This is a genomic window from Pantoea sp. 18069 (assembly GCF_902706035.1).
GTDB lineage: Bacteria > Pseudomonadota > Gammaproteobacteria > Burkholderiales > Burkholderiaceae_C > Comamonas.
Genome location: NZ_CACSJA010000023.1, coordinates 14,674 through 38,487 on the forward strand (window position 1 = coordinate 14,674; position 23,814 = coordinate 38,487).

Below are 23,814 nucleotides of genomic sequence, written 5' to 3' on the forward strand. Positions count from 1 at the left end.
GCGGACTCCCACATGCCGCTATTGCGTTCCGGCCTGTTGCCGCTGTTTGCCCTGCTGTGCGCCGCCTCGCTGCTGGTCGGCGCGCGCCAGGTCGCGTGGGTGGACATCCTGTCCCTTTCCGACGATGCCTGGCTCACCCTCACCGCGAGCCGCCTGCCGCGCCTGGCGGCGCTGGTGCTCACGGGCGTGGGCCTGGCGGTCTGCGGCGTGGTGCTGCAGCAGATCCTGCGCAACAAGTTCGTCGAGCCGGCCACCACGGGCGGGCTTGACGCCGCCAAGCTGGGCATCCTGGTCGCGCTGACGGCCGCGCCCGCAGCGGGCACGACCGTGCGCATGCTGTTCGCGCTGGCCTTCTGCCTGGCCGCGAGCCTGCTGTTCGTGGCCATCATCCGCCGCGTGCGCGCGCGCAGCACGGTACTGGTGCCTGTCATAGGCTTGATGTATGGCGGCGTGCTCAGCGCCATTGCCGAGTTCTACGCCTACCAGCACAACATCCTGCAGAGCATGCAGGGCTGGCTGCTGGGCGACTTCTCGCGCATCGTGCAGGGCAACTACGAAATCCTCTGGCTGGTACTGCCCATCGTCGCGCTGACCTATGCCTACGCGCAGCGCTTCACCGTGCTGGGCATGGGCGAGGGCATGGCCACGAGCCTGGGGCTCAACTACCGGGCCACGGTGCTGCTGGGCCTGCTGCTGGTGGCGGTCACGGTGTCGGCCACGGTGATCACGGCGGGAGCGATTCCGTTTGTCGGGCTGGTCATTCCCAATCTGGTGGCGCTGCGCCATGGCGACCACATGGGCCGCACGCTGCCGGTGGTGGCGCTGGGCGGCGCCTCGCTGCTGCTGGCCTGCGACATCCTCGGGCGCCTCGTGGCCTACCCGTACGAGGTGCCTATCGGCCTGACCGCGGGCGGGGTGGGCGGCTTGCTGTTTCTGGCGCTCGTCGTCTGGAGGCGGCGATGACGCGCAAGACGCTCCGGGTCGGTGTGGGCGCGGGCTTGACGGCGCTGGCGCTGACCTATGTATTCCTGTTTTCGGGCATGGACTTCGACTATGTGATCCCCAAGCGGCTGGTGCGGCTGGGCGCGATGCTGATTGGCGGCATCTGCATTGCCTGGTCGTCCATCACGTTCCAGACGCTCACCAACAACCGCATTCTCACGCCCGCCGTCATGGGCTATGAGGCGGTTTATCTGCTGCTGCAGTCCTTGCTGGTGCTGCTGCTGGGAACGCAAAGCCTGGTGCTGCTGGGTGCGAGCGGCAACTTCGCGCTGTCGGTGGCATTGATGCTGGCCTATTCGTGGGTGCTGCACCGCTGGCTGTTCCAGGACGGCGCCAGCAACGTGTATTCGCTGCTGCTGGTGGGGCTGGTGCTCACGCTGGTGATGGGCACGTTCACGCAGTTCGTGCAGTTCCGTACCAGCCCGGGCGAGTTCTCCATGCTGCTGGGCTTTACCCAGGCCTCGTTCAACCGCGCGCAACCCGAGCAGCTGCTGTATGCGGGCGTGATCGTCGCCGTGGTCTGCACCGTGGGGCTCAGGACCCTGCCCACGCTCGATGTGCTGGCGCTGGGGCGCGAGAGCGCGATCTCGCTGGGCGTGGACTACCGCCGCGCCGTGCGGTTGCAGCTGGTGCTGATCTCCACGCTGGTCGCAGTCTCCACCAGCCTGCTCGGGCCCACGGCCTTCATGGGCATCTTCGTCGCGAACATGGCCTATGCGCTGGCGCGCAGCATACGCCACCGCGTCACGCTGCCCATGGGCTGCGCGATCGCCGTCGCCATCTTCATCGCGGCGCAGCTCGCGGTGGAGCATGTCTTCAACTACCGGACCACGGTGGGCATTCTGGTCAATCTGGTGTGCGGCGCGTACTTCCTTGCACTGGTCGTGCGCAACCGGGGCGCGGAATGACATTTTTCATCCAGGCACTTCCAATCTTCAGGAGAAAACCCATGAGATTCACCCTCCGCAGCGCCGCCTTGCTGCTGGCCGGCATGACCGCGCTGGCGACCAACGCACAGGCGCCCCAGGCCGCGGCCTTTGCACCCGTGACGGTGCAGCATCAACTGGGCAAGACGGTGATCAGCAAGCCGCCGCAGCGCGTTGCGGCACTGGACATGAACGAGGTGGACTTCCTCGACCAGCTGGGCGTGCCCGTGATCGGCATGCCCAAGGACTTCATTCCGCACTTCCTGGCCAAGTACCGGAATGCGCCGCGCGTGCAGGACCTGGGCTCCATCGTTCAGCCGAACGTGGAACGGGTGCATGCAGCACGCCCCGATCTGATATTGATCACGTCGCTGCAGGCCGGCCAGTACAAGGAGCTGTCGCAGATCGCGCCGACGATACAGTTCGACGTCGACTACCGCAACAGCGAGGCCCGGCATATCGAGGTCATCAAGGACCATCTGCTGACGCTGGGGCAGCTGTTCGGCAGGCAGGACATTGCGCGCACCAAAGCCGCGGAACTCGACGCCAAGGTGCAGCAGGCGCGCCAGGTCACCAGGGACCGTGCCGAGAAGGCGCTGATCGTGCTGCACAACAACGGCGCCTTCAGTTCGTTCGGCCCGCAGTCGCGCTACGGCTTTGTCTTCAGCGCGCTGGGCGTCAAGCCCGCGGGCCCGGCCGCCGAAACGGGGCTGCATGGCCAGCCGGTCTCGGGCGAATTCATTCAGCAGGCCGATCCCGACATCATCTATGTGGTCGACCGCACCGCGGTGATGGAACGCCGCGCCGCGCTCAATGCCCAGAGCCTGGGCAACCCGCTGCTGCGCCAGACCAAGGCCTGGAAGAACGGCCGCGTGGTGTTTGTCGATGCCCAGGCCTGGTATGTGACCGCGGCCAGCCCGACGTCCGTGCGCATCGTGATCGATGACGTTCTCAAGGGCTACGGCCACAACGTCAGGCCCTGAGCCCATTTCCGGCCCTGACCAGGGCCTGATCCCCTGACGTATTCCTGTGCAAACGACGGCAATCTGCCGTCCGAAAACAGGATTGCGTCTCATTTCAATCCACTTCAACCTCTTAAGCGAGCATCCGATGTCCCGCATCCGCCGCATTTCCCCTTCCACACAACCCCGCGCCTTTCTCCTGCGCCAGACCGCTGCCGCTGCTTTGGTGCTGACTGTCGCCACCCCGCTGGCCATGGCCCAGTCCGGCGAGACCTCGGCGACGCTGCCCACCGTGACCGTATCGGGCCAGGCATCTGGCGCCACCGCGCCCTATGCCGGCGGCCAGGTGTCTTCGGGCGGGCGCGTCGGCTTCCTGGGCGACAAGGACTTCATGGAAACGCCGTTCTCCACCATCAGCTACACCGAGAAATATGTTGCCGACCGCCAGGCCAAGGACATCACGGAAGTGATTGCCGCCACCGACCCTTCGGTGTTCAGCAACGGCGTCTCCGGCGCCTGGAGCGAGAACTATTCGATACGCGGTTTTGCCTCCGGCACCAGCGATATGACCTTTGGCGGCCTGGCCGGCATGGCGCCGTACTACCGCACCTCGCCTGAAATGTTCGAGCGCGTCGAAGTGCTCAAGGGCCCGTCGGCGCTGCTCAATGGCATGCCACCGGGCGGCTCGGTGGGCGGTGCGATCAATCTCGTGCCCAAGCGCGCCGGCGACACGCCGCTCACGCGCTTCACAACCACCTACCTGTCCGATGCGCAGTTCGGCGGCCACCTCGACATGGGCCGGCGCTTTGGCGCGCAAAAGGAATTCGGCCTGCGCTTCAACGGCGTCTACCGCGATGGCGCAGGCCCGGTCGACAACCAGGACAAGAAGCTGCAGATGGGCGCGCTGGGCCTGGACTGGCGTTCGCAGCGCGCGCGCCTGTCGGCCGACTTCTACAGCGCCGATGACCACATCAATGGCCAGACGCGCGGCGTGAGCCTGGCGCCCGGTGTCGCCATTCCCCGGCCGCCCAGCGGCGATACGCTGATCAACCCCGACTGGGCCTATGTCGACAGCAAGGACAAGGGCGCGATCCTGCGCGGCGAGATCGATCTGACGGACCGGATCACCGCCTATGGCGCGTTCGGCTCGGCCAGGACCAACTACCAGTACAACGGCGCGATCTCGGCCCAGGTGCTCAACGCCGCGGGCGACTACCGGACCACCATGGGCCAGCTGGCCTTCGATGTAGACAAGAAGTCGGCCGAGGTCGGCCTCAAGGGGCGTCTGCAGACCGCTGGGATCAAGCACCAGTGGGCCTTGAACGCCACGCGCTACGAGCATGACCAGCGCGACTACGGCCGGCGCACGGTGCCCGGCGCGGACTGGACCACCAACCTCTATCACCCTGTCTGGGGTGCGGCGCCGGCATTCATCGCGCCGCCGGTCTCGCACACGGCGCTGGAACTGACCAGCTTCGGCCTGGTCGACACCATGTCGTTCGCGCAAGATCGCGTGCAGCTCACGCTGGGCCTGCGCCGCCAGCAGGTCAAGAGCGACACCTACAGCACCGCGACCGGGCTGCTCACCACGCGCTACGACCAGGGCGAGACCACGCCCGCGGCGGCGCTGCTGGTCAAGGCTTCCGACCGCATCGCGCTCTATGCCAACTATATCGAGGGCCTGAGCCAGGGCCAGAAGGCGCCGATCACGTCCGCCAACCCCGACGACATCTTCGCGCCCTACAAGACCAGGCAGAAGGAGACGGGCGTCAAGATCGACATGGGTGACTTCACGCACACCTTCAGCGTCTACGAGATCAGCAAGCCCGCCAGCTATACCGATCCGGTCACCAACATCTTCTCGTTCGGCGGCGAGCAGCGCAACCGCGGCCTGGAGTGGAGCTTCTTCGGCGCGGCCACGCGCAGCTTGCGACTGATGGGCGGCGTGGCCTATGTGGACCCCAAGGTCACGCGCACGACCACCGCCAACGCCCAGGGCAAGATGGCCACGGGCGTGGCCAAGCTGCAGGGCAAGCTGGGCGTGGAATGGGATGTGCCCGGCGCCACGGGCCTGACGCTCACCGGCAATGCGACGTCCGTCTCCAAGCAATACATCAGCGCCGACAACGGCCTGTGGGTGGGCGGGCGCACCACGTATGACCTGGGCGCGCGCTATGCGACCAGGCTCGCGAACCGCTCCGTGACTTTCCGCGCAGGCATCACCAATGTGACCAACAAGGCCTACTGGGGCATGCCGCTGCTGTCGAGCCTGGCGCTGGGCGCGCCGCGCACGTTCCAGCTGTCGGCGAGCGTGGATCTTTGATCGGCACAGTGCGAACGCCATTTCCCCGTTCGCACTGAGCCTGCCTGCGCGGCCCGGTCGAAGTGCCGAAGAACCGGCCCATCATCCCCTGGGCCGCTTGCTTCAGAAGTCGTAGCGCATGCTGACGTTCACGCTGCGCGGTGCCCCCCAGGTGTACTGCACGCGGCCGAAATCGCGCATGCCCGCGAAGTAGCTCTTGTCGAACGCATTGCGCACGTTGAGGTTCAGGCTCAGGTGGGTGTTGAAGCGATAGCGCGCCATCAGATCGACGACCCAGAACGAGGGTTGAACCAGCGGGCCGGCCGTGGTCTTGCTTTGCCAGCGCGTGGCCGCGCCCACGGTCAGGCCGCTCACGGCGCCGCCGAGCTGGTAGGTGCTGCCCAGCTTGAACTGGTTCTTCGGCAGATAGGTGTAGTTGTTCAGATTGCTGCTGTTTTGCACATAGCTGCCCTGGGCCTGCCAGCCGCGCGCGATCTCGCCCGACAGTTCGAGCTCGTAGCCGCGCTTGGTGACGCCCGACACGGAGCGGTAAAGGCTGATGCCATCGGGAGTGACTTCACCCGTGGCTTCGGCCACGTTGTCGGTCTTCATCCAGAAGTAGGCCAGGCTGGCGTTGAGGCGCTTGTCGAAAAACTCGCCCTTGGCGCCGATCTCGCGCGTCTGGCCTTCTTCGGGGTCCAGCGTGCGGCCTTGTGTATCCACCGCACTTTGCGGCTTGAAGATGCTCGCATAGCTGCCATAGAGCGAGACGTTCTTGTGCACATCGACCACCAGACCGGCGTACGGGGTGATGACATCGCTTTTCGCGAAGTCGAAGTTCGAATAGTCGTAAGGCGTGAGATCGTACTGCTGGTAATTGGTGATGCGCGCGCCCGCGATCAGCTTGACCGGGTCGGCCAGATTGAAGCGGCCCGCGGCATAGACCGAATGGCGGCGCGAGCTGAAATAGCTGTGATTGTTCAGCGGGAAGCTGTCCAGATCAGCGGGGCGCACAATGGCGGCGCCGCCGCCCGCGTAGTCGAAAGCGACGTTGCTGTAGCGCCTATTGCCCGAATAGGTATTGGAGCTGGTGCGCGCGGCATCGACCCCGAACAGCAGCTCATGGGTGCGGCCAAACAGTTGCACCGGGCCCTGCAGGTCCAGCGCCAGGCTGCGGTTCTTGTTGACCTGATCGCGTGCCCAATTGGTATCCACCACGGCCGGAATGCCGGTGAACCAGATGCCGCCTTCGCCGTCGGGCATCTCGGTTCTTTCATCGCTGACACGCAGCTTGGCGCTCCAGCCATTGCCGAAGCGGTGTTCCAGGTTGGCAAACAGCGTGCGCGAGTCTTGCGCATAGCCCGACCAGGGCGCGCCCACATTGAACGAGCGCGGCTGCAGGCCCATGTACTGCCCGTTGGCCGCATAGGCCTGGATCATGCTGGTGCTGCCCGCGCCGTAGTACTCGCGCTGGCGCTGGGTGAAGCCGACATTGAGCAGCGTGCGGTCGCTCAGATCGATGTCGAGCGTGCCGAACAGCGTCTGGTTGCTGCGCTTCGCATGGTCGCGGAATTCCTTGCCGTCGGCGGCGGCGGCAACGAGACGCCCGCGCACGCTGCCGCTTTCGTTGAGCGCACCGCCGATGTCCACATCGGCACGGTAATTGTCCCGGCTGCCCACGCCCGCGCCCACGCTGGCCTTGAACTCGTGCGTAGGCCGCTTGCGAATCATGTTGACCGTGGCGCCGTAGTAGCCATCGCCGTTCATCAGGCCCGACGAGCCCTTGAGCACTTCGATGCGGTCCATCTCCACCATGTCGTCCATGGTGTAGAGCATCTGCGTGTTCGCATACCAGCCGCTGGCCATCTGGCGCAGGCCATCGACCTGCAGGTTGACGGCGTTGCCGCGCACCATGATGTTGTTGCCGTCGCCCTGGCGATCGATGGCCACGCCCGGCGTCTGCTCCATCACATCGGTCAGCGTCTCGAGCTTGAAATCATCCATGCGCTGGCGCGTCATCACGCTGACCGACTGCGGCGTTTCGCGCAGCGTCAGGGCCAGGCCGGTGGCGCTGCGCGTCGGGCCGGTCTGCGTGTAGCTGCCCGTGCCTTCTGTCGTGCCGCTGTGGTCTGCGCGCGCCGTGACCGTCACTGTGTCCAGCTGCACGGCGCGAATCAGATAGGTCCCCGGTATCGACTGCACGAACTCCAGGCCGCTGCCGCGCAGCAGCTGGCGCAGACCGTCCGAGAGTTCGAGCTGGCCGCGCACCGCAGGCGCCTGCCTGCCCGCGAGCAGCGCGCCATCGGCGGCAATGGTCACACCCGCGCTGCGGGCCAGCGACTTGAGTGCGTCAGCCAGCGGCTGGGCCGGAAGATCGATGGACAGCGGCGCGGCCCAGGCAACGGACGCTGCCCAGGCGGATGCGCACAGCAGGGAAAGGGTGGCGTGGCGCAGGGGACGGCCGGCGCGGGAAAACTTCGACATGAAAGAGGGCTCCTGAGAGGTCATTGCTCGTCCCACGGACAAGCCTGCATGTATGACGCAGATGCCCGCCCAATCCCTGAGCTCGAAGGCGAAATAAATTTCCTCAGCGCGCCGAAAGCACGATTTCGCTGCCGGCGCGCTGCACGCGCACCGCGCCCAGATGCGGCAGCGCGCGCAGGAAATCATCGAGCTGGCGCAGCTGCACCGCGGCCGTGATGCGCGGCGCGCCCGGGCCCGTGGCGCGCAGGGCGCGTATGGCCAGCGGGTGGTAGCGCGACAGCGTGGCGGCGATTTCCTCCAGCGTTGCCAGCTCGAAGACGATCAGCCCGCGCTCGATGGCAAACGCGTCTTCGGCGTTGAGGCCCGCAAGGCGCTGCGGCGTGCTGCCCGGCACGGCCGCGTCGTACCAGGCGCCGACCTGGCCGGCGCGCAGCTCCAGCGGGGCCTGCAGCTTGTCGCGCGCAGCCAGGCGCACCACGCCTTCCTGCACGCTCACGCGCACGCTGCCCGGCAGTCGATCGACCGAGAACACCGTACCCACCACGGTGATGCGCGCGCCCGCGCAGTCGACGACAAACGGGCGCGCGGGATCGGGCGCCACATGGAACAGCGCCTGGCCATGGGCCAGCCGCACGGCGCGCTGCGCACGATCGAAGGCGACTTCAATGGAGGTCGATCCGCCCAGCCGCACCTGGCTGCCATCGGGCAGGGACACGGGATCGAACTGGCCGATTGCTGTCTCGCGCGCCAGCGCGAAGCGCGCGGCGTCATCGGCTGCGCGCCAATGCGCATGCAGCAGCCATCCCAGGCTGGCAAAACCCGCAAGCCCCAGCAGCCCGCGCGTCACATGGCGGCGCTGGCGTCGCCGCTGGGCCGTGGCCAGTGCCTGGGCGCGGTCGGTGGCGCCGAAGTCCTGCCACAGCAGGTCAAAGCCTGCGTATTCGCGCGCGTGGTCGGGGTGGGCCTTGAGCCAGGCATCGAAGGCGCTGCGCTGCGCCTGCGGCACCGGGGTCTCGCGCATGCGCAGAAACCAGCGCGCCGCATCTTCGCGCGCCGTCGTGTGGGTTGCCATCTTCAGCCGCCGATCTGCTCGCGCAGCGCGCGCAGATCGACCAGGGCGCGGATCAGATGGCGCTCCACCGCGTTGAGCGTGATGCCCAGCTGGCGCGCGATCTCGGGCTGGGTCAGTCCCTCGATGCGGCACAGCCAGAACACTTCGCGGCAGCGCGGCGGCAGGCCGCTGATCGTGGTCTGCACCGCATGCAGGCGCTGCTGCAGGTCAAGCAGGAATTCCGCCGAAGGCGCGGTCAGCAGCATCGCGTCGGCGCCTTCGTTCTGCAGCTGCAGCGCATCGTCGGGCAGGGCGCACCAGCGCCTGGCCTCGTTCGCATGGTCGGCCAGCACCGAATGCACCACGCGCCGCAGATAGGCATGGGGACTCGCAAGGCTTGTGTGCCGGCCGCTGAGTGCGTAGCGCAAAAAGGCATCGTGCAGCACGTCCTGTGCCCGGTGCACGCAGCGCGTGCTGCGCCAGATGGTGGGCAGCAGAGCGTGGTAGGCCCAGCCCAGGTCCAGGCCGAGCCATACGGGGGAGGCGGTTTGATTCACGGAAAGAATGGTCAATCGTAATGATATTGGTTCTCAATACTGATTATCCATCGAATCCGGCGCCAGCCGCCGCGCCTTGCGCCAGCGCCTACAGCTTTGGCGTGTACTTCAAGGTGAACATCACATTGCGCGGATCGCCAAAGTCGTTGTTGCCGTTCTGCTCGGCAAAGCCCGGAATCCAGTAGCGCTTGTCAAACACATTGTTGACGTTGAGCGCCAGGCTGACTTCGGGCGTGACCTGGTAGGCCAGGCGCATGTTCCAGACGCTGAAGCCCGGCACCTTGAACGAACGGTCATAGCCCAGCGTATGGCTTTGGGCGTTGAAGCCCGCGCCCACGGTCATCGCGTTCCAATCGTTGGGCAGGCGATACGAAGCCCAGACGCGCATGAGGTTGCGCGGCGTCCAGGTGCTGAACACCTTGCCCTGGTTGCTCGGGTCGCTGAGGAACTTGGTGGTGTTGTAGGTATAGCCGGCCATCACCTGCAGATTACGCAGCACTTCGCCGCTGACCTCGGCTTCCAGGCCCTGGCTGCGCACCTTGCCCGAGGGTGTGGAACAGTACCAGCCGCTGCAGGCCATGCCCGAGGCGACGTCGTTGACGGCGCGGTTCTTGTGGTCGTAGCGGAACAGGGCCAGCGACGAGTTGAGCCGTCCATCGAGCAGTTCGCCTTTGACGCCCAACTCGTAGTTCGTGCCGATGATGGGGTCCAGCACCTGGCCGGCAATGTTGCGCGCCGACTGCGGTTCGAACACGCTGGTGTAGCTGCCATAGGCCGACCACTGGGGCGTCAGCGCATAGACCAGGCCCACATACGGCGTGATCTCGCCCGATGCGGTGTTCACCGTCTGGGTGTTGTACAGCGACTCGTTGTAGATGTAGTCATACCAGCTGCTGCGCGCGCCGACGATGGCCGTCAGCGGATCGCTGAGTTTCGCGCGCCAGCTGGCGTAGATGCCTTTTTGCTGCACGTCGTACGTCGCACGCGTCTGTACTCCGCCCGCGGCCAGGATGGTGGCTTCGTCCTGCCATGGGCGGTAGTTGTCGATGGCGAAGATATTGCCGCCGGGCGTGAACGTGCGCGCGTACATGTCGTTCGACGTGTACTTCGAGTAGTTGGCGCCCAGCGTCACTTCGTTGCGCAGCCCCAGCAGGGAGAATGTGCCGTTGACGTAGGCATCGAGCCCCACCTTGGTCGAGTCGAAGTCCGTGACCCAGTTGGCATAGGTCAGTCCGCTGCCGTCGGCGGCGACATTGCCGTGCATGCGCTGATGGACCGAGGTGTTCTTCTCGGTCAGGCGCAAGGCCGAGACCTTGAGCTTCCAGTCGGCGTTGAAGCGGTGGTCCAGGTCGGCAAACAGCATGGTCTGGTCTATGCTCGCGCGGTTCCACCAGGCGCCGACGAAAGTCGAGCGATCCAGCCCGAGGTCGCTGCCGTCCGCGAACCGCGGCAAGCCGCGGATCATCGGGCGGCCTTGGCTGTCGGAGTTGCTGATGCCCAGGCCCAGAGTCGTGGCCGGGCTGATGTCATAGTCGAGCGCGGCATACAGCGAGCGCGTGCCATCGTTCACGTAGTCGACAAAGGAGTGACTGCGCGCTTCATCCAGGACCGCGCGGCCGCGCAAGGAGCCGTCGGCGTTGAGCGGGCCCCCGGCATCGAGCTGTACGCCGTAGCGATCCCAGGAGCCGGCACGCGTGGTCAGCGTGACGGTCTTCTCGGCCTGGCCGCGCTTGCGCACCAGGTTCACCGCGCCGCCCGGGCTGCCCGTGCCCTGCAGCAGGCCCGAGGCACCGCGCAACACTTCGAGGCGGTCATAGAACACCATGCCTTCCGTGCCCCAGTTGCCCAACGCGTAGTTGTTGCGCGGAACGGGAACGCCATCGTATTGCCAGGCATCGATCTGGAAGCCGCGTGCCGACAGCACCATGCCCTGTCCCACGCCCTTGACGCCTACCGCGCCCGTGATGTTGTTGGCCGCGACGCGCAGGTCGGTGATTCCCTGTTCGTCGAGCTGCTTGCGCGTCAGCACGCTGATCGACTGCGGAATTTCCTTGAGCGATTGATTGCCCTTGTTGATGCTGACCGCGCGAACGGCGAACGAGTCAGAACCTTCGGTGGTGGCGCTGCGTTCGGCCTGCGCCGTGACCGTCACGGCCCCGAGCGCCGCCTCGGGCCCACCGGCCTCGCGCGACGTCACGGCTGCCGCGCTCCTGCGCACTACATACCCCCCGCCCGCACCCGGAGCGGCTTCCAGGCCATGTCCGGCAAGAACCGCTTTCAGTGCGGCCGGCACGCTATAGCTGCCCGACAACCCTGCGCTGGTCTTGCCCGCGGTGAGCGCGCCGTCGAACGACAGCCAGATGCCGGCGCTGGTCGCGAGGCGATTGAGCACCTGGTCCAGCGTGCCGGCCGCAATGTCGTAGCGCACGCTGGCTTCGGCGCGCGTGGGCGCGGCGCCATCCTGTGCCCAGGCGGGTGCGAAGGCGATGCCGAGGCAGGCCAGCAACGCGGCGTGGTGCAGCGGTTTCATGCGCGGTGAATGGCCTGCAGCCGAGCGCTTGTCAATTCCCATGGTCATCCGACTTTCCCTCTCATTGTTGAAACGGTGCGACGCGCGTTGAAAACGCGGTCTCTACCTGTTTCCCGAACGAGATGGAAAAAGTGCTACGGCCCACGCAAAAAAGTTTCAGTCCCTGGCCTCCACCGTGACCCACCAGCGCGTGGCCGTGCTTATCTGCAGCGGCAAGGCCTGGGCCAGGATGCGCAGCGCATGGTCGGTGTCGTCTAGCGGGTAGACGCCCGAGACGATGAGATCGCGCACTGCCGGATCGCAGCGCAGCACGCCGCTGCGGTAGCGGCCCAGTTCCGCAAGAAAGTCTTCGAGCCGCATGCGCTCGGCGACCAGCACGCCCTGGGCCCAGGCCGTCGCATTGGCATTCAGCGGCGTGATGGCGTCGACGGACGCCAGGCTGAAGCGCGCCTGCTGGCCTGCATCGACGCGCTGCCTTGCGGCCATGCCGCCGTTTGCGGGGCTGATTTCCACCGCGCCTTGCTCGACGGCCACCTGAATCCAGGGGGCGCTCTGGCGCACGCCAAAGCGCGTGCCCAGGGCGCGCACCGTGCCTTGCGCGGTGTGCACGATGAACGGCCGCGCGCTCGCATCCGTCGCCGTGGTGATGAAGATTTCGCCGTCCAGCAGGCGCACCTGGCGTTCGCCGGCGCTGTAATGCACATCGATGGCGCTGGCGCTGCCCAGCATGATTCGCGTGCCGTCGGGCAGAACGATTTCGCGTCGCTCGCCGCGTGCGCTGCGGTGGTCGGCGAGCACGCGCTGCCATGGCGCGGTTTCGCGCACGGCATACGCAGCCAGGCCGCCGCCGGCCAGCAGACCCGCGATGCCCAGCAGCGCGCGCCGGCGCGCCGTCGATGGCCGCACGCGCAAGGCCTGTCCCGCGGCGGGCCGGGCCAGGGTCTGCAATCGGCTATCCGTACGCTGCACCTGCGCCCAGGCCTGGGCATGCTCGGGCGCCGCGCCTAGCCATTGCGCAAAGCCATCGCGCTCCTCCTGCGTGACTTCGCCCGACCAGAACGTGACCTGCCATTCGAGCGCCTGATGCAGCACCGCGCCGTTGCTCATGCAGCCTCCGGGTGCAGCGCCGCATGGCAGGCGAGGGCGGCGCGCAGCATGTACTTGCGCACCGCGCCCACCGAGACTTGCAGCTGGGCGGCAATCTCGGAGTAGGTCAGCCCATCGAGCTGCGACAGCATGAACGTCTCGCGCACCTTGGCCGGCAGACTGCCCAGCGCCGCATCGAGCAGCAGCAAGGCCTCGAGCGCCAGGGCCCGCTCCTCGGGCGAAGGCGCGAAATTTTCCGGCAGCACGGCCAGCGCATCGAGATAGGCGGCCTCGAGCACGCGGCGGCGGTGCAGGTCTATGACCAGGCCCTTGGCGATCTGCGTCAGATGCGCGCGCGACTGCGCGGCATCGGGCATGCGGCCCGACACGAGAATGCGCACGAACGTGTCCTGGGCCAGATCGGCCGCGTCGAAGGCATTGCCCAGCCGACGGCGCAGCCAGCCCTGCAGCCAGCCGTGGTTGTTGCCGTAAAGGGTCTGAAGGTCCTGGGATGCGTCGCCTGCCGACATGAAAGAGCCGTCTGTCGCGCTGCGACGGTTGTTAATGAGAACTGTTCTCATGTTAACAAAACTTGCGCGTGGCGGGTTCCAGCCGGTGGCGGTCTTCAGGGGTTTGGATGCGGCTACGATCGGTTCTCCGTATTTCCTTTCCATGAAAGAACCCCATGCAATTTGCCCTTGTTGCACAAGACTTCAAAGATGACGGCGCATTGGAGCGGCGCCTGGCCTGCCGCGAAGCCCACCTTGAACGCGTACGCGTGCTGGCTGCCCAGGGCGGCTTCATCAGCGGCGGCGGCGTGCTCGATGCCAGCGGCAAGATGGTGGGCTCGAACGCGCATTTTTCCTTTGCCGACCGCGCTTCCTTCGACGCCTGGCTCGAGACCGAGCCGTACATCTTGCAGCGCGTGTGGGAAAAGATCGAGATCAGCGAAGTGTGCCTGTTCAATCCCGCGGCGTGATTCCAGCAGCGCAGGGAACACTGCGTTCGGTTCCCATGCGCTGCAGCGCTACGCTAGCGTGTCATAGGTCCGCATGAGATGGCGCGGCATCGCGCGCCATCTCGATCTCTTACAGCGTGGGCGTGTACTTCAGCGTGAGCATCACATTGCGCGGCTCGCCATAGGTGGAGCCGGTGTAGCCCACGTAACCCGGCAGCACGTAGCGCTTGTCGAAGACATTGTTGACGTTCACGGCCACGTTGACTTCGCGCGTGGCCTGGTACGACAGGCGCAGATTGCCCACGGTGAAGCCCGCGAGCTTGAACGAACGGTCATAGCCCAGGGTATGGCTTTGCGTGTTGACGCCGCCGGCCACCGTGAGCCGATTCCATTCGCCGGGAAGGCGATACGACGCCCAGGCCCGCAGCATGTGCTTGGGCGTGATGGTGCTGAACGCCTTGCCCTGCTCCTCCGGGTCGCTGAGGAATTCCGTGGTGTTGTAGGTGTAACCGGCCATCACCTGCAGATTGCGCAGCACTTCGCCGCTGACTTCGGCCTCCATGCCCTGGCTGCGCACCTTGCCCGAGTTCCTGGAGCAGTACCAGCCGTCGCAGGCAAAGCCCGCTTCCAGGTCGTTGACGGCACGCTTGTTGTGGTCGTAGCGGAATACGGCCAGCGAGGTGTTGACGCGGCCGTCCGCGAGTTCGCCCTTGATGCCCAGTTCATAGTTCTTGCCGATGATGGGTTCCAGCACATTGCCCGCGGCCGTGCGTTCGGACTGCGGCACGAACACGCCCGTGTAGCTGCCATAGGCGGACCATTGCGGCGTGAGCGCATACACCAGGCCGGCATAGGGCGTGATCTCGCGCGAGGCGGTGGTGACCGTGCGGGTGCTGGCCTGCTTGTCGTTGTAGATCGCGTCGTACCAGCTGGCGCGCGCGCCGGCAATCGCTGTCAGCTGCTCGGTGAGCCGGGTGCGCAAACTGGCGTAGACGCCTTTTTGCTGCACGTCGTATCCCGCGAGATACTGCCTGCCACCGTCGGCCAGCAGGCTGGCCACGGTAGGCTGGGGGCGGTTGTGGTCTATGGCGAAGAGGTTGCCGCCGGCGGTGAAGGTGCGCGCGAACATGTCGTCGGAGGTGTACTTCGAGTAGCTGGCGCCCACGGTGGTTTCGTGGCGCAGCCCCAGGGCCTGGAAGCGGCCGTTCACATAGGCGTCGAGCCCGACCTTCTCGGAGTCGAAGTCGGTGATCCAGTTGGCATAGGTCATGCCGCTGCCGTCCGCAGCCACATTGCCGTGCATGCGCTGGTGGCTGGACGTGTTCTTTTCGCTCAGGCGTACCGCCGCAAGCTTGAGCTTCCAGTCGGCGTTGAAGCGGTGGTCCAGATCGGCGTAGAGCATGGTCTGCTCGATGCTGCTGCGGTTCCACCAGGCGCCGGTGTAGGTGGAGCGGGGCAGGCCCACGTCGCTGCCGTCCGCTCGCAGGGGCACGCCGTAGATCATGGGCCGCGACTGGCTGTCCGAATGGCTCACGCCCACGCCCACCGTCGTGTCGGGGCCTATGTCGTAGTCGAGCGCCGCATACAGCGAGCGCGTGCGGTCGTTGACGTAATCAATGAAGGAGTGGCCGCGGGCTTCGTCGACCACCAGGCGGGCGCGCAGCGTGCCCTCGTCATTGAGCGGCCCGCCGGCATCGAGCTGCAGGCCATAGCGGTCCCAGGAGCCGGCACGCGCCGTGACCGAGACGGTCTTTTCGGACTGGCCGCGCTTGCGCACCAGATTGACCGCGCCGCCCGGGCTGCCCGTGCCCTGCAGCAGGCCCGAAGCGCCGCGCAGGACTTCCACGCGGTCATAGAACACCATGCCTTCGGTGCCCCAGTTGCCCAGCGCGTAGGTATTGCGCGGAATGGCCACGCCGTCGTATTGCCAGTCATTGATCTCGAAGCCGCGCGCGAACAGCACCATGCCCTGGCCCACGCCCTGGGCGCCCACCATGCCGGTGACGTTGCTGATCGCCACGCGCAGGTCGGTGATGGCTTGCTCATCGAGCTGCTTGCGCGTGACCACGCTGATCGACTGGGGAATGTCCTTGAGCGACTGCGTGCCCTTGTTGATGCTCACGGCACGAACCGCGAGCGAGTCCGAGCCTTCGGTGGTGGCGCTGCGCTCGGCCTGGGCCGAGACCGTCACCGCGGCCATGGTCACGGCACTGCCTGCCGGCGCGCCCGCGCTGCCTTCGCGCGCGGCGGATGATTTGCGCAAGACAAAAAGCCCGTCGCCGCGCTGTTGCGCCTCGAGCCCGCTGCCCTGCAGCACGCGGCGCAGCGCTTCCTCGTTGCCGTAGCTGCCGCGCAGGCCCGGGCTGCGCAGGTCGTCGACCAGCGAAGGCTCGAATGACAGTCCCATGCCCGCGGCCGTGGACAGGCGCAGCAGCGCCTCATCGAGCGGGCCGGGCTCGATCGCATAGGTGCGCTGCACCGGCGACGCTGAAGGGCTGGTCTGGGCAAATGCGCCGGGCATGGCGCTGGTGGCCAGCAGCACGGCAATGGCCAGCGCGCAGGGCTGGAAACGAAGCGAGGGCTTGGAAGACATTTTTTCCTTTCGTCATGTACTGATGAACACGACGAACGAAACGCAAAAAGGTATCACTGGGCGGCGTGGGCCGGCTCCACGGTCACCCAGTACGCGCTGCGCTGGCGCACCTGCACCGGCAGGGTCTCGGCCAGCAGCTGCAGGCTGCGCTCGCGCGCGAGCGCGGGGAACGTGCCCGAAATGCGCAGATCGGCGACATCGGGGTGGCAGCGCAGAAAGCCCGGGTGGTAGCGGTCCAGCTCGGCGACCAGATCGGCCAGGCGCATGCGGCGCGCGACGACCATGCCCTGGGTCCAGGCTTCGTCGGCGACGCCGGCATGGGCTTGGGGCTGGCCTGCGCCGCTGGCGCCGAAGTCCAATCGCTGGCCCGCATCGACGCGCGTCAACTTGCCCTGGCCTTCGACTTCAACCGCGCCTTCGAACACCACCACGCGGCTGTAGTCATCGCTGCCGGCGCGGCGCACCGAAAAGCGCGTGCCTATGGGGCGCACGCTGCCGTCCGCCGTCACCACGCGCAGCGGGCGGGGCAGGGGCGACGGGTCGGGTGCGCTGGTCACCAGGATCTCGCCGCCTAGCAGCCCAATCGTGCGTGCCTGGGCATTGAAGTCCACGGCAATCTCGGTGGCCGTATTGAGCAGCAGCCGCGTGCCGTCGGCCAGGGTGAGCGGCAATTGCTCGCCGGTCGCGCTGCGCCAGCGCTCGCCGTCGACACGCCTCTGCTGCCAGCCAAGCCAGCCTGCGGTGGGCAGCAGCGGCAGCCACAGCAGGCGCAGCAGATGGCGGCGCCGCGCCGCAGGCTTTTCCAGCGTGGCGCGCAGCGGCCCGCCGGGCAGGTCGCGCAGGTCGCCCATCAAGGCCTCGGCGCGCTGCCAGGCGCGGCCATGGGCCGGGCTGGACGCGCGCCAGCACTCGATGGCTTCCCATTCCTTGGGGCCTGCATCGCCGCCATGCAGCTGGGTCAGCCATTCGGCGGCTTCGCGCAGGATGGCCGGGTCGATGGTGGCATCGGCGCGTGCCGCGTCGGCGCTGCTCATGCCGTCCCCAGACAGGCAAGAAAAGCCTGGCTCATATGGCGCTTGACCGTGGGCAGCGACACGCCTTCCTGTTCGGCAATGTCGGCATAGACCAGGCCGTCGAGCTGCGAGCTCAGGAAGATGCGGCGCGTGAGCGCGGGCAGGGCGGCCAGGCAGGCGTCTATGCGCAGCAGGGTTTCGACGATCAGCAACTGCGTTTCCGGCGACGGCGCCAGCGGCTCGGGCCGGGCGGCCAGGGCCTCGAGGTAGGCGCGTTCGAGTTCCTGGCGTCGCCAGTGGTCGGCCACCAGGTTGCGGGCAATGGTGGTGAGGTAGGCGCGCGGCTCGCGCCAGGCGGCCGTGTCCGCGGCTTGCCGGGAGCTCAATACGCGCACGAAAGTGTCCTGCGCCAGATCCGCGGCGCGATCGCCACAGCCCAGACGCCGGCGCAGCCAAGCCCGCAGCCACCCGTGGTGGTCGCTGTACAGGGTTTGAACATGTTGTCGTAGGGCCGCGCCGGCGTCAGACATAGCGTTTTTATAAATGAGAAAGATTCTCATTCTAATGGTGTCGCCGAAATCAGCGGCAAACAGCTGTCCGGGCGTTGGGCGCTACCAACGGTCATGCCGAGGCAGGAAAGGGTGCGGCAGCGGCGCCATCACCGCCGCGCGATCCTTACCAAACCGTCATGTGGAGTTCATCCCACGCGCGAGGACTGGTTCCTATCATCGCCTCAAATCACCCTGGTGCCGCATGCCTGCACTGCTTTGAGAAAGCCGAGATATGGTTCCCTCTTCCTTCCCCGCGATGCCTCCCGCCTGGCTGTTGCGCCCCAGCGTTGCCGCGTTGCTCGTCAGTGCGCTGTTCGCGGCGCCGGCCTTCAGCCAACATCTCGCGGCCGTCAAGGTTGCACCGGCGGCCATGCGCCTGCTGGAGATCGCGCCCGTGCAGGCGCCGCAATCGAACCAGTGGCTGTGGTCGCCCGCGCGCCTCGAGTACCCGTCGGGGCAGCTCGACAGCGTGGTCTCGCCCGCCCAGGCGCGCGTCACCGCCATCCATGTGCAGCCGGGCCAGGCCGTCAAGGCCGGCGCGCCGCTGGCCACCCTGGTGAGTGCCGATGCGCTGCGCATGCGCCATGAAGTCAGTGCGGCCCAGCTGGGCGCCGAAACCAGCCGCGCCGAACTGCAGCGCCAGCAGGACATGGTCGAGCGCGGCGTGGGCACCGAGACAGAGTTGCGCGTGGCCCAGGCCCGCAGCAAGGAAACGGCGCAGGAACTCGCGCGTGCGCGCGGCACCGCGGCCTTGCTGGGCCCTGACGGCGGCGACCGCATCGTGCTGCGCGCACCGCACGCAGGTGTTGTCGCCCAGCACCAGGCGAGCATGGGCATGCTGGCCGAAGCCGGCGCCGTGCTGTTTTCCATCGGCAACCCGCAATCGCTGGGTGTGGTGGCCGAAGTGTTCGAAGCCGACCTGCCGCAGCTCAAGGCCGGCGTCGCCGCCCAGGTCGAGCTGTCCACCCAGTCGGCGCCGGTGGCGGCACGCGTGCAGCAGGTCGGTGCGGTGGTGAATGCTGAATCGCGCCGTGCGCCGGTGCAGCTGGCGCTGACCGACAAGGACTTGCCCCAGGGCCTGCGCGCAGGCATGCAGGCGCGCGTGGGCATTGCCGTGGAGCGCTCGGCCGAGATGCGGGTGCCGATAGGCGCCGTGCTGATCCAGGACGAGAACCGCAGCGTGGTGTTCGTGCAGACCGCCGAGCATGCATTCGAGGCGCGCGACGTGAAGCTGGGCCAGCCGGTACGCGGCTGGGTGCCGGTGATCTCCGGCCTCAAGAGCGGCGAGCGCATCGTGGTGCGCGGGGCGCTGCTGCTCGATGGCGCTGCCAGCCAGATGCTCTAAGGAACGGACCAGAGCATGTTGCGCGCATTGATTGATTTTGCCGTCCATAGACGGCTGGTGGTGGTGTGTGCCACCGTGATGATCGCCATCTACGGCATCTACGCTTACCTGCACACGGCGATCGAAGCCTACCCGGACGTGACCAACGTCCAGGTGGGCATCATCGCGCAGGCGCCAGGCCTGGCGCCCGAGGAAGTCGAACGCCAGATCACGCAGCCGCTCGAGCGCCAGCTCAACGGCACGCCGGGCCTGGTGTCGCTGCGTTCGGAGAGCTACTTCGGCCTGTCGATGGTGAACATGGTCTTTGACGACCATGCCAACAGCTTCACCGCGCGCGCCGAAGTCGCGCAGCGCCTGCCGCAGGTCGAGCTGCCCGCGGGCGTGACGCCCGAAATGGCGCCCGACTACACGCCGCTGGGCAAGATCTTCTACTACCGTCTCAAGAGCGACCGGCATACGCTGGACCAACTGCGCACCGAGCAGGAGTGGAACATCGTGCGCACGCTCAAGCAGGTCCAGGGCGTGGCCGATGTGGTGAGCATAGGCGGCTTCGTCAAGGAGTACCACGTCGAAGTCGACCCGGACAAGCTCTACCGCCTGGGGCTGTCGCTGGCCGACGTGACCGAAGCCATAGAGAAGTCCAACCGCAACGTCGGCGGCGGCCTGCTGCGCCGGGGGGAGCAGTCGTTCATCATCCGCGGCATCGGCCTGCTGCGCTCGCCGCAGGAAATCAAGGAGGTGGTGGTGCAGTTGCGCGGCGGCGCGCCCATCACCATCGGTGACGTCGCCAGCGTGATCCAGTCGCATACGCCGCGCCAGGGCTCGGTCGGCATGGACGACGAAAACGACGTGGTGCAGGGCGTGGTGCTGCTCAAGCGCGGCGAGAACCCCTCGCTGGTGCTCGACGGCCTGCATGAGAAGGTCAAGCTGCTCAATGGCGGCCTGCTGCCCGAAGGCATGCAGATGGAAACCACCTACGACCGTTCCGACCTCGTGGGCCATACGCTGGCCACCGTGCAGCACAACCTGCTGTTCGGCGCCGGCCTGATCGTGGGCGTGCTGTGGCTGGTGCTGCGCAGCCTGCGCGGCTCGCTGATCGTCGCCACGGTGATTCCGCTGTCGCTGCTCGTGGCCTTCATCGGCCTGCACTGGCTGGGCATGCCGGCCAACCTGATTTCCATGGGCGCGATCGACTTCGGCATCATGGTCGACGGGGCCGTGGTGCTCGCGGAGAACATCATCCGCAACGCCCGGCTGCGCAAGCCCGCGAACCAGCGCGAGATGCGCGCCATCATCATCGAATCGACGATTGCGGTCGCCAAGCCCACGCTGTTCGCCATGGCCATCGTGATCGCGGCGCTGATTCCCGTGTTCTCGCTGCAGAGCATCGAAGGCCGGATCTTCCGTCCGCTGGCCATGACCTACAGCTTCGCGCTGCTCGGCGCGCTGGTGTTCGCGCTGGGCCTGGTGCCCGCGCTGTGTGCGCTGCTGCTCAAGCCCAAGCATGTGATGAAGCCCGAGCCCGAAGTGTTCGAGCGCATGGACCACGGCTACCAGCACTGGATTGGCCGCACGCTGGACCGCATTGCCCGCCAGCGCCTGGTGGTGTTCGGCGCCATCGCGATCCTGGTGGCTGCGGGGCTGTCGGCGACGAAGCTGGGCACCGAGTTCCTGCCCCAGCTCGACGAAGGCGACGCCTATGTGCTGGTGCAGATGCCGCCGTCGATCTCGCTGGAGAAAGGCCAGGAAGTGCTGGCCGAAGTGCGCCACATCCTGCGCCAGTTCCCCGAAGTGACTTCGGTCAGCACCGAGCAGGGCCGGCCGGAGTCGGGCACCGACAACGAGACGCTGAACATGGCCAAGGCGCTGATCCGTCTCAAGCCGCTCAAAGACTGGCGCAAGGACCTGACCAAGCCCGCGCTGATCGAGCAGATGCGCGATCAACTGAACGTGATTCCCGGCGTGGCGTTCAACTTCTCGCAGCCTATCCGCGACAGCGTAGAGGAGTCGACTTCGGGCGCGCGCGGCCAGGTGGTACTCAAGGTGTTCGGCCCCGAGATCGACCAGCTGCGTGCCATTCTGCTGCAGACCATGGACCAGGTGCGTCCCATCGAAGGCGTGGTGGATCTGGACCTGTACCGCGATGCGCCCGCACCGCAATTGCACGTCGAGTTCGACCGCAACGCGCTGGCGCGCCAGGGCATTGCGATGGAAACCGCGCAGAAGACGCTGGAAATGGCGCTGGCCGGTGAACTCGCGACCACGCTGTGGGAGGGGGAGCACCCGGTGCCGGTGCGCGTGCGCCTGCCCTATGTGAATCGCATGGACGAAGCCACGATGCGCGACATCGCCATCCCCACGGCGCAGGGCGGATCGGTGCCGCTGCACTCGGTCGGCAAGATCAGCGTGAAGATCGGCAATGCATCGATCTTCCGCGAGAACAACAGCCGCTACATGGCGCTGAAGTTCAACGTCGAAGGCCGCGACATCGGCTCGGTGGTCAAGGACACGCTGGCCGCGTTCAAGGCCAATGTCCAGGTGCCCGCGGGCTACCAGGCGGTCTGGGGCGGCGAGTGGGAAAACCAGCAGCGCGCCGCGCAGCGCCTGCAGGTGGTGGTGCCGCTGTCGCTGCTGATCGTCTTCGGCCTGCTGTTCGGCGCGCTGGGCCAGGCCCGCAGCTCGGGGGTGATCCTGCTGTGCGCTCCGTTCGCGATGGTCGGCGGCATTGCCGCGCTGCACATCACGGGCATAGAGCTGTCGATCAGCGCGGCGATCGGCTTCATCGCCCTGCTGGGCCAGGTGGCGCTGGTCGGCCTGCTGGTGGTGTCGGCCGTCGAAACCCTGCGGCGTGAAGGCATGCCGCTGCGCCAGGCCCTGGTGCAGGGCACGGCCGAACGCATGCGCTCGGTGCTGCTCGTCGCCACGCTGGCGCTGCTGGGCCTGCTGCCCATGGCGCTGTCCACGGGCGTGGGCAGTGAAACCCAGCGCCCCTTTGCTTCGGTGATCGTCGGCGGCATGCTGGTGCTGCCCGTGGTTGCGCTCGTACTGCTGCCCGTGCTCTATGCCTGGCTCGGCCCCAAGACCTTGAAGAAACCGGATGAGTTGGATGAAAGCCATTAAATCTATAGCGGCGGCCGTGGCCCTCGTGAGCGCGGGCGCCTGCCTGGCCGCGCTCCCGGCGCAAACCTCTGCATCTGCCGGCGGGCCCGCTGCGGTAAGTGCTGCCCAACTGCCCGCATCGCTGGGCCTGGTCGAGTATCTGGCGCTGGTGCGCAGCCTGCATCCGACGCTGCGCGCCATGCCGCTGCGCCAGCGCATGGAACAGGCCGATGTGCAGACCGCGGGCACCTGGGCCAACCCCAGCGTGCACTACGGGCGCAAGCCCGAGGAGAAGGAGTGGGGCGTGGAGCAGTCCCTGCCCATCTTCGGGCAGATAGGCATGCGCACCGAAGCCGCGAAGCTCGCGGCCGCGACCGGCGAAGCCGAGCGCGCGGCGCAGGTGCAGGAAATCATGGGCCAGGCGGCCCAGCGCTTTGCGCAGCTGCTGCTGGACCAGGAAAAGCTGGCCGCCAAGCGGCAGGCGATGGCGCAGCTGGAGCAGGCCGCCAAGGTGGTGCAGGGGCAGATCCAGCTCGGCGGGCGCAGCCGCTACGACGGCGCGCGCGTCGAACTGCAGCGCGCCCAGATGCAGGTGCAACTCGAGCAGCAGGAGGCCCAGACGCTGGCCGCGCGCGCCGCGCTGGCCGAACTGCTGGCCCAGCCGAACTGGACGCCCGAGGCCGTGGGCAGCCTGCTGCCTGCGAAGGAGGCGGCGCAGGAGCCGTCGTTCGACGCGATGTGGCAGCAGGCCCGGGAGCGGCTCGCGCCGCTGCAGGCCGCGCATGCCAAGGTGGTGCAGGCCGAGCAGTTCACGCGCCAGCAGGCGCGCGAGGCCTTGCCCACGCCCACCGTGGGCGTGACGCGGGTGCGTGGCCGCCAGGAGACCTATGGCTATAACCAGGTGGGTATCTCGATCGAGCTGCCGCTGTTCGATCGCAAGCAGGGCACGATAGAGCGCGCACGGCTAGAGCATGCGCAGGCGCTGCTCGAGGAAGACGCCGCGCAGCAGCAGGCCCGCCAACAACTGCAGCAGGCGCTGCGCCAGCGCAATCTGCTGCGCAAGTCGCTCACGAGCTTCGAGTCGCGCGGGCTGAGCCAGCTCGCGCCGCTGCGCCAGATGGCGCAGGACGCCTACCGCCTGGGCCAAAGCTCCATCCTCGAGTGGCTGGACGCGATGGACTCGGTCTCCAGCCACCAGCAGGAATACCTGGATCTGACGCTCCAGGTCTGGCAGGCCGAATGGCAGCTCGACGCCGCGCGCGGCCGGTTGCCACTCGCCGGTGGGGTCGTGGGCAGCGGCTGCATCGGGGCCGCCTGTTTATAGTTCGGGACTTTGCCTCCTTCTGTACCCCTGC

Annotated in this window: 17 protein-coding genes; 8 read left to right on the plus strand and 9 right to left on the minus strand. The window is 67.0% G+C overall.

The annotated features are described in order from the left end of the window. Positions 1 to 12: 12 nt before the first annotated feature. The 4 genes from GVL12_RS17320 to GVL12_RS17335 all read left to right on the plus strand — a co-directional run bounded on the left by GVL12_RS17320 (position 13) and on the right by GVL12_RS17335 (position 5,213). Positions 13 to 963 (plus strand): ABC transporter permease, encoded by a 951-nt coding sequence (locus GVL12_RS17320; protein ID WP_159916292.1) that lies wholly within the window; start codon positions 13 to 15, stop codon positions 961 to 963. Further along, the gene (locus tag GVL12_RS17325) at positions 960 to 1,910 is read left to right on the plus strand and encodes an iron chelate uptake ABC transporter family permease subunit (protein WP_159916294.1); all 951 of its coding nucleotides are present in this window, start codon (positions 960 to 962) and stop codon (positions 1,908 to 1,910) included. Before GVL12_RS17320 ends, GVL12_RS17325 begins: the two co-directional genes overlap by 4 nt. A 41-nt stretch (positions 1,911 to 1,951) precedes the next feature. After that, positions 1,952 to 2,911: a siderophore ABC transporter substrate-binding protein gene (locus tag GVL12_RS17330; RefSeq protein ID WP_159916296.1), complete on the plus strand. Its 960-nt coding sequence runs from the start codon at positions 1,952 to 1,954 to the stop codon at positions 2,909 to 2,911. Positions 2,912 to 3,038: 127 nt separating this feature from the next. After that, on the plus strand, positions 3,039 to 5,213 hold the full coding sequence (locus tag GVL12_RS17335; protein ID WP_159916298.1) for a TonB-dependent siderophore receptor: 2,175 nt from the start codon (positions 3,039 to 3,041) through the stop codon (positions 5,211 to 5,213). 102 nt (positions 5,214 to 5,315) lie between these two features. On the opposite strand, the gene GVL12_RS17340 is transcribed toward GVL12_RS17335, so the two are convergent. From GVL12_RS17340 to GVL12_RS17365, 6 genes are all read right to left on the minus strand, one after another. After that, positions 5,316 to 7,676, minus strand: coding sequence for a TonB-dependent receptor (locus GVL12_RS17340; protein WP_159916300.1), 2,361 nt, complete (start codon positions 7,674 to 7,676; stop codon positions 5,316 to 5,318). A gap of 103 nt (positions 7,677 to 7,779) precedes the next feature. Then, positions 7,780 to 8,748 (minus strand): FecR domain-containing protein, encoded by a 969-nt coding sequence (locus GVL12_RS17345; protein WP_159916302.1) that lies wholly within the window; start codon positions 8,746 to 8,748, stop codon positions 7,780 to 7,782. A gap of 2 nt (positions 8,749 to 8,750) precedes the next feature. After that, complete coding sequence (locus tag GVL12_RS17350) at positions 8,751 to 9,284, minus strand: RNA polymerase sigma factor (protein WP_159916304.1); 534 nt, start codon at positions 9,282 to 9,284, stop codon at positions 8,751 to 8,753. An 88-nt stretch (positions 9,285 to 9,372) separates the two neighbouring features. After that, on the minus strand, positions 9,373 to 11,862 hold the full coding sequence (locus GVL12_RS17355) for a TonB-dependent receptor (RefSeq protein WP_200843851.1): 2,490 nt from the start codon (positions 11,860 to 11,862) through the stop codon (positions 9,373 to 9,375). 108 nt (positions 11,863 to 11,970) lie between these two features. Next, positions 11,971 to 12,921, minus strand: a complete 951-nt coding sequence (locus GVL12_RS17360) for a FecR domain-containing protein (RefSeq protein ID WP_159916306.1) — start codon at positions 12,919 to 12,921, stop codon at positions 11,971 to 11,973. Continuing rightward, positions 12,918 to 13,430 (minus strand): sigma-70 family RNA polymerase sigma factor, encoded by a 513-nt coding sequence (locus GVL12_RS17365; RefSeq protein ID WP_159916308.1) that lies wholly within the window; start codon positions 13,428 to 13,430, stop codon positions 12,918 to 12,920. Before GVL12_RS17365 ends, GVL12_RS17360 begins: the two co-directional genes overlap by 4 nt. 155 nt (positions 13,431 to 13,585) lie before the next feature. On the opposite strand from GVL12_RS17365, the gene GVL12_RS17370 reads away from it, so the two are divergent. After that, the gene (locus GVL12_RS17370) at positions 13,586 to 13,879 is read left to right on the plus strand and encodes a YciI family protein (RefSeq protein ID WP_159916310.1); all 294 of its coding nucleotides are present in this window, start codon (positions 13,586 to 13,588) and stop codon (positions 13,877 to 13,879) included. A 109-nt stretch (positions 13,880 to 13,988) separates the two neighbouring features. Here the strand turns inward: GVL12_RS17370 and GVL12_RS17375 are convergent, their stop codons facing one another. Genes GVL12_RS17375 through GVL12_RS17385 form a run of 3 tightly spaced genes read right to left on the minus strand, consistent with a single transcriptional unit; the run spans position 13,989 to position 17,994 of the window. After that, the gene (locus GVL12_RS17375) at positions 13,989 to 16,451 is read right to left on the minus strand and encodes a TonB-dependent receptor (RefSeq protein ID WP_159916312.1); all 2,463 of its coding nucleotides are present in this window, start codon (positions 16,449 to 16,451) and stop codon (positions 13,989 to 13,991) included. Positions 16,452 to 16,504: 53 nt separating this feature from the next. Further along, a complete protein-coding gene (locus GVL12_RS17380) occupies positions 16,505 to 17,485 on the minus strand; it encodes a FecR domain-containing protein (protein WP_159916314.1) in 981 nt (326 codons plus the stop codon). Then, positions 17,482 to 17,994, minus strand: a complete 513-nt coding sequence (locus GVL12_RS17385) for a sigma-70 family RNA polymerase sigma factor (RefSeq protein WP_159916316.1) — start codon at positions 17,992 to 17,994, stop codon at positions 17,482 to 17,484. Before GVL12_RS17385 ends, GVL12_RS17380 begins: the two co-directional genes overlap by 4 nt. Positions 17,995 to 18,247: 253 nt before the next feature. Between GVL12_RS17385 and GVL12_RS17390 the strand changes: the two genes are divergently transcribed. From GVL12_RS17390 to GVL12_RS17400, 3 genes are read left to right on the plus strand one after another with little or no spacing between them, the layout of a single operon-like run. Beyond that, positions 18,248 to 19,360: an efflux RND transporter periplasmic adaptor subunit gene (locus tag GVL12_RS17390; RefSeq protein ID WP_159916318.1), complete on the plus strand. Its 1,113-nt coding sequence runs from the start codon at positions 18,248 to 18,250 to the stop codon at positions 19,358 to 19,360. A gap of 15 nt (positions 19,361 to 19,375) precedes the next feature. Next, positions 19,376 to 22,480, plus strand: a complete 3,105-nt coding sequence (locus GVL12_RS17395; RefSeq protein WP_159916320.1) for an efflux RND transporter permease subunit — start codon at positions 19,376 to 19,378, stop codon at positions 22,478 to 22,480. Further along, positions 22,467 to 23,783, plus strand: a complete 1,317-nt coding sequence (locus GVL12_RS17400) for a TolC family protein (protein WP_159916322.1) — start codon at positions 22,467 to 22,469, stop codon at positions 23,781 to 23,783. The genes GVL12_RS17395 and GVL12_RS17400 overlap by 14 nt, the downstream gene beginning before the upstream one ends. Positions 23,784 to 23,814 lie beyond the last annotated feature (31 nt).